This window comes from Rhizobium sp. NLR16a, assembly GCF_017948245.1.
Lineage (GTDB): Bacteria > Pseudomonadota > Alphaproteobacteria > Rhizobiales > Rhizobiaceae > Rhizobium.
On sequence record NZ_CP072866.1, the window covers coordinates 462727 to 475512 of the forward strand.

Here is a 12786-nt window from a genome sequence, read left to right on the forward strand (position 1 = left end):
CATGACCGACATCGTTCCCATTGCCGGCAGGCCGCTGCTCGAGGTGAAAAACCTCACCGTCGAGTTCCCCCTGCGCACCGGCGTCTTTCGCGCCGTCAGCGACCTGTCCTTTACAATCGAGCCGGGCAAGACGCTCTGCGTGGTGGGTGAAAGCGGATCCGGAAAGTCGGTGACGGCGCGCTCGATCCTGCAGATTGTCGACGCGCCCGGCCGGATCGCCGGCGGTTCGATCACATTGAACCACCCGAAGGGCGGCTCCATAGATCTGACCAGCCTCAATCCGCGCGGGCGCCAGATCCGGGCGATCCGCGGCCGCGATATCGCGATGATCTTCCAGGAGCCGATGTCGTCGCTGTCGCCCATCCACACCGTCGGCAACCAGATCATCGAGGCGCTTCGCCTTCACACCAGGATGAGCAAGGCCGAAGCGCGAGCGGAAGCCATATCGCTGCTCAAACAGGTTGAAATTCCTGCCCCTGAGAAAGCGCTGGATCGATATGCCTTCCAATATTCCGGCGGCATGCGCCAGCGCGCGATGATAGCCATGGCGCTCGCTTGCAAGCCGCAGCTGCTGATCGCCGACGAGCCGACCACGGCCCTCGACGTGACGACGCAGGCCGAGATTCTCGACCTGATCGCCCGGCTGCAGAAGGCCAACGGAATGGCCGTTCTGTTCATCACGCATGATATGGGCGTCGTGGCGCAGATCGCCGACGATGTGCTTGTGATGCACAATGGCGTTGCCAAGGAATATGCACCGGTCGAGCAGATCTTTCACGCCCCGAAAGACGACTATACCCGCATGTTGATCGGCTCCGTGCTGAAGCTTGAGCAGAAGGCCGAGATTCGCCTGGCGCGGGCGCCGCTCGATCGGACGGCGGCGCCGATCCTGCAATTGCGTAATCTTTCGATGGATTTCGGCGAGGTAAAAGCACTCGACGACGTCTCCATTTCGCTGCTGCCGGGCGAAACCCTTGGCATTGTCGGGGAGAGCGGATCCGGTAAGACGACCATGGGTCGCTCGATTATGCGGCTGCTCGATCCAACCGCCGGGGAAATCCTCTATCGCCGCGCCGATGGCGGCATCATCGACCTGGCAACGGCAAAAGGGCAGACGCTTGCTGCCGCGCGCCGCGAATTGCGCATGGTGTTCCAGGATCCCTTCGGCTCCCTCAATCCACGCATGACCGTCTCCCAGATCATCGGCGAACCCTTGCTCGTCAACGGCATCGCCAAGGGGAGGGCGCTCGACGAGCGCGTCTGCCACCTGATGGAGCAGGTCGGCCTCGATCCGAGGGCGCGCGAACGCTACCCGCATGCCTTCTCCGGCGGCCAGCGCCAGCGCATCGGCATCGCCCGCGCCATCACCCTCAATCCGCGGGTCATCGTTGCCGATGAGGCGACCTCGGCGCTTGACGTCTCCGTGCGCTCGCAGGTGCTCGATCTCCTGATGCGCCTGCAGGACGAACTCGGCCTCGCCTATATCTTCATCAGCCATGATATCGGCGTGATCCGCTATATGTGCGACCGCGTCGGCGTCATGTATAAGGGTCAGCTCGTCGAAATCGGTGAGGCGGAGAAGGTCTGCCGCACGCCCGAGCATGCTTACACGCAAGCGCTGATATCGGCCATTCCGCGCCCCGATCCACGTGACCGCGACCGTTCGCGGCGCTTCCGCTATATCGCTCCCGACACTCTCAAGAACGGGAGCGCTCAGCGATGAGGATCACCGGCATAAGAACATTTCTCATGCACGCCGGTCAGCCAGACCCTTCGAAATGGGCCTCGGATGAGCGGTCGGGAGACGGTGCATCCACGCAGCTGCGGGGCACGAGAAATTGGCTGTTTTTGAAGATCGACACCGATGAAGGCATCACCGGCATCGGCGAATGCTCCGGCTGGCCGAGGGTGATCGAGACGGCGATCCATGATCTGGCGCCTCTCCTGATCGGCGAAGATCCCGCCCATATCGAACGTCTGTGGCAGAAGTTGCATATCGCAATGATGGGTCACGGCATGCTCGGCACCGTCGGAGGCGGCGCGATGACCGGCATCGACATGGCGCTCTGGGACATCAAGGGCAAGGCGCTCGGCGTGCCGGTCTGGATGTTGCTCGGCGGCAAGGTGCGCGACAAGATCCCGATCTATTCGCATGCCAATACGCCCGAACGCGCGCTTGCGGTCAAACAGCGCGGCATAAAGGCGATCAAGTGCGGTGGCGTGGCCGATCCGGTTCGCAAGGTCGCAGCACTGCGCGAGGCGGTCGGCGACGATATGGACGTCGCCATCGACCTGCACGGGCCGCCATGGCTGACCCCTGCGGACGCCTGCCGCCTGGTGCGGGCGCTCGAACCCTATGAGCTGATGTGGGTGGAAGATCCGATCGCGCCCGACAATCTCGAAGGCTACCAGCGCATTCGCGACGCCGCTCATGTGCCGCTTGCCGCCGGCGAACGTTCGGCGACCATCTTTGGCGAGCGCGAGCTCATCGAAAGAGAGCTGGTCGACGTAATTCAGCCCGATACCGGCCGAGCCGGCGGCATCACCCAGATGAAGAAGATCGCGGCCATGGCCGAAGCCCATCATATCCAGATGGCACCGCATTCAGGCTCGCTCGGACCGGTGGCGGAATATGCAGCCTTGCATCTGTTGGCCGCCATTCCGAACGCGCTCATCCTCGAGCGGCTCGACGATGACTGGGACGGCCGCCGCCAGACGATCGTGCCGCATCCAAAGCAGGTGGACGGGATGATCACCGTTCCCGACGCCCCCGGGCTTGGCTGCGATATCGACGAGGAATTCGTCGCCCGCTTTCCGAGCGGCGGCAACGTCTCCGTTCCCGTGCCGGAGGCCGCCGGTTCCTACAATCCCGGAACCTACGACGAGCATCTCTACGTGCAGACGCGCGTGGCGCGCCGCAGTTATTTCAATCGCTAGAAGGACAGAATGATGAAGATCGACCGCATGCGGGTGTTCATGACCCGCGACAAGGACCGACCCCGCGTGATCGTCGCGCTCGATACCGACGACGGCCTGACGGGCTGGGGCGAATGCTACAATCACGGCCCCGATAAGGCGCTGCCGCCGCTGCTCGATTATCTCTACGGCTTTCTCTCCGGCCAGGACCCGACACGCGTCGATTATCTCGTCAACCTGCTGATCCAGCAAAGCCGCTTCCCGCCGGGTGCACTCGGCCTTGCCGCGATTTCCGCGCTCGACCATTGCCTGTGGGATTTGGCGGCCAAGGCCGCGAATGTCCCGGTCTACAAGCTGCTGGGGGGCGAGGTCCGCGACCGCATCAAGGTCTATGCCGGGGTCTATACCGCCCCCGACGCGCCCGCCGCCCGCGACGAGTTCGATCGCCTCAAGGAGGAATGGGGCTTCACCGCCTTCAAACTCAGCCCCTGGCGTATCGACATGCATGCCCATCGCTGGGGCAATGTCGTAAAAGCCTCGGCCGACTATTTCCGCTCGCTTCGCGAGACGGTCAATGACGAATACGAGATTGCCTTCGATGCTCATGCCAAGATTTTCGAACCGATCGCCGCAAGGCAACTCGGCAATGCGCTGGCGCCCTATGATCCGCTGTTCTACGAAGAGCCGCTGCGTCCAGAGAACATCGAGGCCTGGGGCGACCTGAAACAGGGGCTCAACTGCGTCCTGGCCACCGGCGAGTCGCTCTATAACAGGAACGAATTCCTGCGGCTGCTGCAGGTCAAGGGCGCCGACCTGATCCAGCCCGACATTTGCGTCGTTGGCGGCATCAGCGAAATGCGCCGCATCGCCACGCTTGCCGAAGCCTATTTCGTCGGCATTGCTCCACACAACCCGATGGGGCCGCTGGCAACGGCGGTCAATGTGCATTTTTCGGCCGCGGCCCAGAATTTCCGCATCCTCGAATACCGGCTGCCAAAAGGCCAGGCCTATGTCTATGGCGGCCTCGACATCGAGAAGCGGCAGGGGGAAACCCGCTATGTCGTCGACCCCTATCTGCCGAGGGATGGCCATCTCGAACTGCGCCCCGACCGGCCGGGCTGGGGCGTCGAAATGGACGAGAAGGCAATGCAGGAGGAAGGCTATATCCATTGGCAACGGCGCGTGCCGAAGCGGCCGGACGGCTCTTATGCCTTCGCCTGAGGGCTTCACACACTAATCGGAGCTGGCCGCCGGATGACGCGGCCGCTCCTGCGCGGCGACGTTTGCAGGCATTGCAGGAACATCGCCATCCCATTCCAAGCGCCTCTAGGCGTCTTTCGGCAACACTGAGCGAACCCTCGCGATGAAGACGTGGAAGTCCTGCATGAACGTTCGAAGGAAATCGGCGGTGCTGGCGTTCGTGACCTCGCCGTCATCAGTAATCAGCCCCGGCGTGAATTGGATGTAGGCTTCTGGAGCATTCATCTGCGGAGAGTTGCAGAAACTGAGCACGCTGCGCAAATTCTGCTGGGCGACGGCTGTGCCTATAGCGCCCGGCGACGTGCCGATCACCGCCGACGGCTTGCGTGTGAACGAGTTGGTCCCGTAAGGGCGGCTCGCCCAGTCGATTGCGTTTTTCAGCCCGCCGGGGATGGATCGATTATATTCGGGCGTCACGAACAGTACTGCGTCGACGGCCGCGATTGCCGCCTTGAATGCTCTGCCGGCCGGAGGGTAGTCGGCGTCGTAATCGTAGCTATAGAGTGGCAGGTCCTTGAAGGAGATCTCTGACATTTCAAGTTCCGGCGGGGCGACGCGCACCAACGCCTTGGCGAGCTTGCGGTTGATCGAGCCCTTGGCGAGGCTGCCGATAAGATAGCCTACTTTATGCGTGGTCATGGCGTTCTCCAGTATCCCGCATGATAAGGGACCATCATACGCGGAATTCTCGACGGGGTCTCTGTCCTTTGAGTGCAAGCAACTATTCGTCGATGAACGTGACCGTTTCGGCCAGCGGGGCGCGGCCCGTACGGGCGTAACCGCAGGGTCTTCGTAGCCGATCGACATGCCGCAGAAGAGGATCAGCCCATCGGGCGGCGACAGGACCTCGGCGACCGTCTCGCGCACCTGCGACCACGCCATCTGCGGGCAACTGTGCAGTCCTTCGGCGCGGAGCAGCAACATGACCGTCTGCAGATACATGCCGACGTCGGCCTCATTGGGGCAGACCCAGGTCACGGTCGATTTAGCAGGACAGGGCGACGGGCGCGCCGAAGCAATTCCAGTTGGCGATTGCTGCCCGCTGGCGCGCCTCCCAGTCCTCGCGCAATGCCGAGCGCGCTGTAGCGCTCCTTGCCGAAGGCGGAGCGGCGCTCGTCGTAGGGGGGCTTCAGCACCGACGGATACATCTCATACTGCCGCTTGTCCCAGGCGTCGCCATGGGCAACGCGCTCGACGGCTGACGTCTTGAGTTCGGCCAGCGGCGCACCGGTCATCACGTAGGTATTCCACGGCTGGATGTTCGATCCTGACGGCGACCAGGCAGCGGCGGCCAGCACGCGCTCAAGTATCTCCATCGCCACAGGCTGGTCCCTGAATCCGCGCACCGACCGTCGGCTTGTGACTGCCTCATATACGTCCATGATCGCCTCCGTGCGCCGGGCCGTTCGTTCCGTTTCTGATGTGGTTCATTATCTCCATTCGCAATGGAGGCGTAATCACACCGTGGTCTAGGAGGCGTACATCAAACGAACATCAAACGTACATCAGCGATCGACGGGTCGAGGCGCATGTCAGCAGAATTGAAGACCAATCATGAGCGGCAAGGTCAGCGTTCCGCCATTGGAGTTAGGCGCCGACGGCTCGAGCACGTTCTGCCGCCGTACGGCGATGCGATCCGAAGATGTCCGCGAGCGTATCGAGCATTGCCCTGACCCCTTCAGATTGAAGTGAATAGTAGATCGTCTGCGCAGCCCTTCGCGTCTGCACGAGTTCCTGGTCTCGAAGAATTGCCAGATGCTGAGACGTCGAAGATTGGCTCAATCCCACTTCGTCAGCCAGGACGGTTACGGACATTTCTCCTTCGCTCAACAGATGCAGAATGTGAAGCCGTTTGGAATTCCCGATAGCCGACAGGAAGTTTGCTTCGGTGTCGAAGGCATTGGTTTTAGGGGAAGGCGCGACTGACGATTGATTGTTCAAGGCGAGATCTCCTTTGGGGAACCAAAGCCGGGCACGATGTCATATCCCCGAACTTTAATTTAGAGATAACGCAAGCGTGCGGGGTCGGAACCCATTGCCGGCGCCGCATCGTCTTTTTTGGCGTGAATCGGATACGGCGTGCATCAAATGGACAGCCGGCGTTCTTGGCTCCTTGATTAAAAGCTAACGCGCCCCAGCCTGACGCATCTGCGCCGGCAATGTTTCCCAGGCCCGGATCAGTTCGCCGATTGAGGCGGCCTCCATCTTGTGCATGACATTGCTGCGATGCAGCTTGACCGTCACCTCGCTGATGCCGAGATCGAAGGCGATCTGCTTGTTGAGGCGTCCGCGTGCCACTTCGTGCAGAACCTCGCGCTCGCGCTGCGTCAGCGTCTCCAGCCGTTCGATATTGCGATTGGCGATCGCCGCTTCCGCCCGTCGTTCGCCGTCCATTGAAATAGCGGCGGTCACGGCATCAAGCAGCGTCTGATCCCGCGCCGGCTTGGTGAGGAAATCCACGGCGCCGGCTTTCATCGCCTGGACGGTCATCGGGATATCGCCATGGCCGGTCAGGAAGATGATCGGCTTGGCAATGCCGTTCTCAGCCAGATGGCTCTGCAGGTGGAGACCGCTTGCCCCCGGCATGCGCACATCGAGGATCAGGCAGCCGGGTCTGTCCAAAACATCCGCATCGAGCAGTTCGCGGGTAGAAGCAAAGCTAATCGGCTGAAAACCGGCCGACAGGATCAGCTCCGACAGCGCCTCGCGAATGGATGCGTCGTCGTCCACGATCATGACGAGCGGCTGATCCTCTTCACATTCACGCTGCGCTGAAAAAGGCGCCGATCTACGAACGAACGGCTGGTCAACCCTCATGTCACCCTCCATCTCTCGATTTGTGTAAGGCATGGGCGATGGCCGCGATCAGGGCCTGGGCATCGAATGGCTTGCGGAAGAATCCGCCGGCGCCTTGAGCGCGGCCCTGATCCGCGATCTCGTGGCGGCCCGTGATCAGGAAAACCGGCAGCTCCGGACGTGATTTCCTGACGAGATCACGAAGCTCGAAGCCGTCTATGCCGGGCATTCCGATGTCGGTGATGAGCAGATCCAGGTCCGACAGCCCATTGACGAGCAGCGAGCCTGCCGACGAGAAGCCGCGGGCGACATAGCCCGCCGATTCCAGAAGGTCACTCATCGATTCGAGGAGTCTTGGATCGTCATCGACAATTGCCACGACATGTCTTGTCTTGTTCATGTTCAATTCCCTCCCACCCGGCGCGAGTGGGTTATCGGTATTTCCAGTTTCTCCGCGATGCGCACGAGATCGGCGAGCGATGCAGCCGCCATCTTCTGCATCACGTTTCTTCTGTGAATCTGCAGAGTGACTTCGCTGATCCCCAGCTCTGCCGCTGCCTGCTTGTTGAGGAGGCCGCTGACGACGAGCGGCAACACCTCGCGTTCGCGCGGCGTCAGTTCGAGATAGTGTTGCCTCAGCATTCCGAGTTCTGCGCGGCCGGCTCTCTTTTCCCGATCCTCGGCGATCGCTGCCTGGATTGCCGCCATGAGGTCCTCATCGCTGAACGGCTTGGTGAGAAAATCCACCGCGCCGCGCTTGATGGCGCGCACGGAGGAGGGGATGTCCCCATGTCCGGTGATGAAGACGATCGGCGGATGATCGCCGTCGGCGATCTGCCTCTGCAGGTCGAGGCCGTTGATATCGGGCAGTTCGATATCGAGGATGAGGCAGGCGGGAACATCCGGCTTGTTCGCTTGCACATAGTCGCAGGCAGACTCGAAGGCGATGGCGCGTATGCCATGCGAGTCCAGCAGCTCGCCGAGAGCCTCCCGGATGCGTTCATCGTCATCCACGATGAAGACGATATGGTCATCGGTCGTCATGACGCTGCCTTCGTTTCGATGGGTAATGTGAAGATCAACGTCGCTCCGTGCGGTTGGTTCTTCTCCGCCCACAATCGTCCGCCATGCAGCTCGACGATCGAGCGGCAGATCGCCAGCCCCATCCCCATGCCGTTTTCCTTCGTGCTGAAAAAAGGCTCGAACATCTTTTCGGGAAACTCGATGCCCCGCCCCAGATCGCGGATCTCGGTCTGGACGGCATTGCCGACCTGGTGCGAGCGTATCTCGACCAGCCTGTCGCTTGTCGTGGCGTCCAGGGCCTCGATCCCGTTGCGGATGAGATTGATCAGAACCTGCTGGATCTGAATGCGGTCGAGCGCGATGGACGGCAAGCTGTCGTCAACATCGACGTCGATGCGGACGCGCCGCCGCCAGGCTTCGTCGGCCATCAGGCTGCGCACCTCCTCGATGACGCTGGAAAGAGTCGTCTGAACTCTCCTGTCGGCGGATTGTTTGAACAAGGCGCGAATGCGGCCGACGACCTCAGCCGCCGAATTGGCGTCGCGGATGATGCGCTCGACCGTTCTCTGCGCCCGCTCCATATTCGGCGGGTCGGCCATCAGCCAGCGCTGACAGGCGTGGGAATTCGCCACCACGGCCGCCAGGGGCTGGTTCACCTCGTGCGCGATCGAGGCGGAAAGCTCGGCGAGGCTCGCTGCCTGGCCCGCCCGGGCAAGCCCCTCTTGCGTCCGGCGCAGCTCTTCCTGCGCCTGAACCTCACCGTCGATATCGAGGCATATGACATTCCACTGCACGATCGCGCCCTCGCCGTCGCGCATCGGCGCGGCCCGCGTCTCCACCCAGCGATAATCGCCATCGAACCGCCGCAGCCGATGCCGGCGCGCATAGGGTTCGCCGGTGGCGAGCGAATGGGCATATTTCTCCTTGACATCGGCCAGGTCGTCGGGATGAACGCCGGCATCGAGTGTGCCGGCCAGCCGTGACTTGCCGGTTCCGTCAAGGTCTTCGAGCCTGTATCCGAGAAAATCCCGAAGCTGCGGATTGCGATAGACCGGCTCTCCGTCGGGAGCCGCGCAGTCGATCATCACAGGCAGCGTTTCGACGATCTGCCAGAGCGACCGTTCCCTCTCGCGCAGCGCCTTCTCGACGCGCAGCTGGTCGTCGATATCATGCGACAGACCGTACCACTGGACGATCTGCCCGTTTTCGTCACGCAGCGGCTCGGCGCTGCCCTTCACCCAGCGATAGACGCCGTCAGAGCGCCGGAGGCGAAATTGTTGCGAGAAGCGTTCGCCGGTGACCAGGGAATGGTTGAACGCCTCGGAGAGTTTCTCAGCATCTTCGGGATGGACGGCGACTTCGATGAGGGCCGCGAGCCGGCCGATGCCCGGTTTCTCCATCTCGGCGACGTCGAGACCGAGAAAATCGATCAGGCGCTTGTTGAAAAAGGTTGGACTGCCTTGCGGATTGAGCCGCCAGAGCAGACTCGGGACCATGTCCACCAGTTGGGAGAGCTCCCGCTCCCGATTGCGCAGCGCCTCCTGCGCGCGCATCTCGTCGTCGATGTCGACCGATATCACGTACCATTGCACGATCTCACCGTTCTGACCCCGCAGCGGCTCGGCGCGGCAGTCGACCCAACGATAGGCACCGTCGAAACGACGCATGCGGTATTTGATCGAGAAGGGATCGCCGCTGGCGAGGGAACGGTGGACTGTCTCAAGCAGCCTGGGCGCATCATCTGGATGGACGAGAGTGTGAATGTTTGAGGAAAGGCGGCTCATGCCCGGCCGATCCATATCTCCGACGTCGACACCGAAAAAGTCGATCAGGCGCTTGTTGAAGAAGACCGGCTCGCCTTCAGGCGTCAGGCGCCTGATCTGGACCGGGACCATGTCCACGAGCTGCGAGAGCTCGCGCTCGCGATCGCGCAAGGCTTCCAGCGCCCGCACCTCGTCATCGATGTCGAGGGACACGCCGTACCATTGCACGACCTTCCCCTCGTCGTCGCGCCGCGGCTCCACCCTGCATTCGGCCCAGCGATAGACGCCGTCTTTTTCAAGCCAGCGGAACCGCATCGCGGTGCCGCCGTCGCTTTCGAAGCAATTGCGCAGCATGCGCCGCACAGCGGGCGCCTCGTGGGGATGCACCAGCTGGTTCAGCAGCTCGTCGATGCGCGGCTCGGCCAGGGCATCGAAATCGGCGATGACCGATCGGAAGTGATCCTGGTAGCGTTTGTTGAAGTAGATCGACCCGCCCGCCGGCTCCACACTCCAGATGCGGACGGGAACGGCGTCGATCATCTGCTGCAGCTGCTGCTCGCTCCGGCGCAGGGCCTCTTCGGCATGGACCTGATCATCGATATCGTGGCAAAGACCGTACCATTGGACGATTTTTTCAGCCTGATCGCGCATGGGCACGGCGCGGCTCGACATCCACCGATAGACGCCGTCGGCGCGGCGCAGCCGATAGCGCATGGCGAAGACTTCGCCGGTGACGAGGCAATGGCTGAGCGACTCTCTGAACGCCGCCATATCATTGGGATGAACGATGGCTTGAAGGACTGCCTCCAGCCGGCTCACATCAGGCCGGTCTGAATCCGCAACGTCGATGCCGAGGAAGTCGATCATGCGTTTGTTGAAGAAGGTCGGCTCGCCGTCCGGTCTCAGGCGCCAGACATGGCTCGGCACCATGTCTACGAGCTGCGATAATTCCCGTTCCCTTTCGCCGAGCGCTTCCACGCTCTGACGCAACGAAAACACCGCCAGCTGATGCTGACGCGATATGGCGGCGACGATCATCGCTGAGAATGCTGAGATCGCCAGGAAAAGCTGCAGCATGACCTGGTTGTATTTCTGGGACGCCGGATCGCCGGCAAACTGGCTGGCGCCCGTCATCGTGAAGACGGCGGTGATCAGGGCTAGGAGAGCGAGCGACACTGCCGCCCCCTTGAATTCGAAGCGGACCGCGGCCCAGAGAAGAGGCGGCATGATGATATAGGCGAAGGGGAGATAGCCACTCAGCGAAAGAGCGGCGACGCCGAGAAAGATCAGCGCCAGGACGGCAGCTTCCACCCATTGCCCTGCCGAGAGTTGGGTCTTGCCGGGCCAGCTGTGGAACAGAACCAGTGCAAGCGGTGCCACGATCAGGACACCGGTCGCGTCTCCGATCCACCATAAGGGCCAGGCCGTCAGGAAGGATTGCGACTGGATGCTGAACCAGGCAAGCGTGGCGCTTCCGATGGTCGCGCTGACGGTTGGCGCAATTCCGGCGCTGATGATAACAAATGCAATCACTTCCTGCAGGGTTTCGAGCCGAACCGGGAGCTTCAAAGTCCGGTTGACGAGCCATGCCGCGACCATCGCTTCGAGAGCGTTGCCGACATAGATCAGGAAGGCCGCAGCTTGCGGACTATGGAACCATAGGACATTACTGAACATCTCTCCCAGGCAGCCGGCCAGTATCCACCATGGCCAGCTGGGTCGGGAGGCGAGGATCAGGGTCGCGATGAACAGCCCGGCCGGAGGCCAGATGGAAATACCGGTTTCCGGCACCACCGCGAGCGACTGGGCGAAGCCGCACGCGAGCACATAGGCGAGGAAGAAAAGCGCCAGACGCAGGAATGGCGGGCGGTGCGACCAGACGCTTTCCATCCATCGTTCCGGCTGGACAGGCGAAGCCAGGGAATTGTCAGCATGTCCTGCAGCAGTTGTTTTCCATTTCGGGGCCGGCGCGCTCATATTGGAACCGTAATCCTGGCGCACCACAACCGCAACTCATGGAAACCCATGCATTGCGCGGGAATGTAGGCGGATTTCTCCACCGCCGGCTGACCTTCCATCTTTCCGATCCGGCATCCTAGACTTTGGGCTGGCTCCGCTATGTCCTGCGTCTCGGACATCCGACCCTCAAGCATGATGGAAGGCGTTCGGCGTCCCGGTCATTCTCCGTCCGCGCGGGCATATAGACGATGCAACAGAGGATGCCGAGATGAAAATCATGATAGCGGGAGCAAGCGGTCTGATCGGAACGCAACTGGCGGCGGAGCTGCGGCGTTTGGGCCACGACGTCACGGCCGCATCTCTGTCGCTCGGAGTCGATACGGTGATCGGCAAGGGCCTCGATGCGGCGATGACGGGAGCGGACGTCGTCATCGATGTAACCAATGCCGCGTCCTTTGGCGACAGTTCGGCGCTCGATTTCTTCAAGGCATCGACGAAGAACCTGCTCGCGGCGGCGGCGGAAGCCCGCGTCCGGCACTATCTCGCGCTCTCCGTCGTCGGCACGCCGCGCCTCGTCGAAAGCGATTATTTTCGCGCGAAAGCGGTTCAAGAAAATCTCATCAGGGCCTCGACTCGCCCCTACACGATCCTCCGCTCGACGCAGTTCTACGAATTCATCAACGGCGTGATCGACATCGGTGCCGAAGGCAACGTCGTTCGTTTGCCTCCGGCCCCCATCAGGCCGGTCTGGGCTCGGGAAGTCGCGGCATTCCTGGCGGAATTGTCAGCCGGAGATCCCTTGGGCAATATCGTCGAGATCGGCGGCCCCGAACAGTTCGGCATCGACGAAATCGCCCGCATCTATCTGTCCGCGAACGAGGACCCGCGACAGGTGATAACCGATCCTTCCACCTCGTATTTCGGCGTCGAACTGAGCGGTGATGCGTTGCTGCCTCATGTCGGCGCGCGCGTGGGGAGCCAGACGCTCTCCGAGTGGCTCTATAGGTCGATGGCGGCTTAGCGGCCATCTTGAATTTTGCCGAACGAAGTAATACCTTCTTCTTGGAGA

General features: G+C 61.8%; 10 protein-coding genes and 1 pseudogene. 4 read left to right on the top strand and 7 right to left on the bottom strand.

Annotation, left to right across the window (positions count from 1 at the left end):
* Position 1: 1 nt before the first annotated feature.
* From J7U39_RS21885 to J7U39_RS21895, 3 genes are read left to right on the top strand one after another with little or no spacing between them, the layout of a single operon-like run.
* Complete coding sequence (locus J7U39_RS21885; RefSeq protein WP_210631881.1) at positions 2-1723, top strand: ABC transporter ATP-binding protein; 1722 nt, start codon at positions 2-4, stop codon at positions 1721-1723.
* On the top strand, positions 1720-2937 hold the full coding sequence (locus J7U39_RS21890; RefSeq protein ID WP_210631882.1) for a mandelate racemase/muconate lactonizing enzyme family protein: 1218 nt from the start codon (positions 1720-1722) through the stop codon (positions 2935-2937). The genes J7U39_RS21885 and J7U39_RS21890 overlap by 4 nt, the downstream gene beginning before the upstream one ends.
* A 12-nt stretch (positions 2938-2949) precedes the next feature.
* Positions 2950-4137, top strand: a complete 1188-nt coding sequence (locus J7U39_RS21895; protein ID WP_210632204.1) for a mandelate racemase/muconate lactonizing enzyme family protein — start codon at positions 2950-2952, stop codon at positions 4135-4137.
* A 105-nt stretch (positions 4138-4242) separates the two neighbouring features.
* Here the strand turns inward: J7U39_RS21895 and J7U39_RS21900 are convergent, their stop codons facing one another.
* The 7 genes and pseudogenes from J7U39_RS21900 to J7U39_RS21930 all read right to left on the bottom strand — a co-directional run bounded on the left by J7U39_RS21900 (position 4243) and on the right by J7U39_RS21930 (position 11648).
* On the bottom strand, positions 4243-4815 hold the full coding sequence (locus J7U39_RS21900; RefSeq protein ID WP_210631883.1) for an NADPH-dependent FMN reductase: 573 nt from the start codon (positions 4813-4815) through the stop codon (positions 4243-4245).
* Between the two features lie 82 nt (positions 4816-4897).
* Positions 4898-5558: pseudogene (locus J7U39_RS21905) on the bottom strand (nitroreductase).
* Positions 5559-5763: 205 nt separating this feature from the next.
* Entirely contained in the window at positions 5764-6117 is a 354-nt protein-coding gene (locus tag J7U39_RS21910; RefSeq protein WP_210631884.1) for a metalloregulator ArsR/SmtB family transcription factor, read from the bottom strand.
* 183 nt (positions 6118-6300) lie between these two features.
* Positions 6301-6993: a response regulator transcription factor gene (locus tag J7U39_RS21915; protein WP_210631885.1), complete on the bottom strand. Its 693-nt coding sequence runs from the start codon at positions 6991-6993 to the stop codon at positions 6301-6303.
* Position 6994: 1 nt separating this feature from the next.
* Complete coding sequence (locus J7U39_RS21920; protein WP_210631886.1) at positions 6995-7372, bottom strand: response regulator; 378 nt, start codon at positions 7370-7372, stop codon at positions 6995-6997.
* Positions 7373-7374: 2 nt separating this feature from the next.
* Entirely contained in the window at positions 7375-8016 is a 642-nt protein-coding gene (locus J7U39_RS21925) for a response regulator (protein WP_210631887.1), read from the bottom strand.
* Positions 8013-11648 carry a PAS domain-containing protein gene (locus J7U39_RS21930; protein ID WP_210631888.1) on the bottom strand — a complete coding sequence of 1212 codons (3636 nt, stop codon included), beginning with the start codon at positions 11646-11648 and terminating at the stop codon, positions 8013-8015. The genes J7U39_RS21925 and J7U39_RS21930 overlap by 4 nt, the downstream gene beginning before the upstream one ends.
* A gap of 337 nt (positions 11649-11985) precedes the next feature.
* Here J7U39_RS21930 and J7U39_RS21935 point away from each other — a divergent pair, with 337 nt between their 5' ends.
* Entirely contained in the window at positions 11986-12738 is a 753-nt protein-coding gene (locus J7U39_RS21935; RefSeq protein WP_210631889.1) for an NAD(P)H-binding protein, read from the top strand.
* Positions 12739-12786: the final 48 nt, after the last annotated feature.

Bases quoted from the DNA above. Each gene is read 5' to 3' on its own strand.
- J7U39_RS21885 (WP_210631881.1), top strand. From the start codon at position 2: ATGACCGACATCGTTCCCATTGCCGGCAGGCCGCTGCTCGAGGTGAAA.
- J7U39_RS21890 (WP_210631882.1), top strand. From the start codon at position 1,720: ATGAGGATCACCGGCATAAGAACATTTCTCATGCACGCCGGTCAGCCA.
- J7U39_RS21895 (WP_210632204.1), top strand. From the start codon at position 2,950: ATGAAGATCGACCGCATGCGGGTGTTCATGACCCGCGACAAGGACCGA.
- J7U39_RS21900 (WP_210631883.1), bottom strand. From the start codon at position 4,815: ATGACCACGCATAAAGTAGGCTATCTTATCGGCAGCCTCGCCAAGGGC.
- J7U39_RS21915 (WP_210631885.1), bottom strand. From the start codon at position 6,993: ATGAGGGTTGACCAGCCGTTCGTTCGTAGATCGGCGCCTTTTTCAGCG.
- J7U39_RS21920 (WP_210631886.1), bottom strand. From the start codon at position 7,372: ATGAACAAGACAAGACATGTCGTGGCAATTGTCGATGACGATCCAAGA.
- J7U39_RS21925 (WP_210631887.1), bottom strand. From the start codon at position 8,016: ATGACGACCGATGACCATATCGTCTTCATCGTGGATGACGATGAACGC.
- J7U39_RS21930 (WP_210631888.1), bottom strand. From the start codon at position 11,648: ATGGAAAGCGTCTGGTCGCACCGCCCGCCATTCCTGCGTCTGGCGCTT.
- J7U39_RS21935 (WP_210631889.1), top strand. From the start codon at position 11,986: ATGAAAATCATGATAGCGGGAGCAAGCGGTCTGATCGGAACGCAACTG.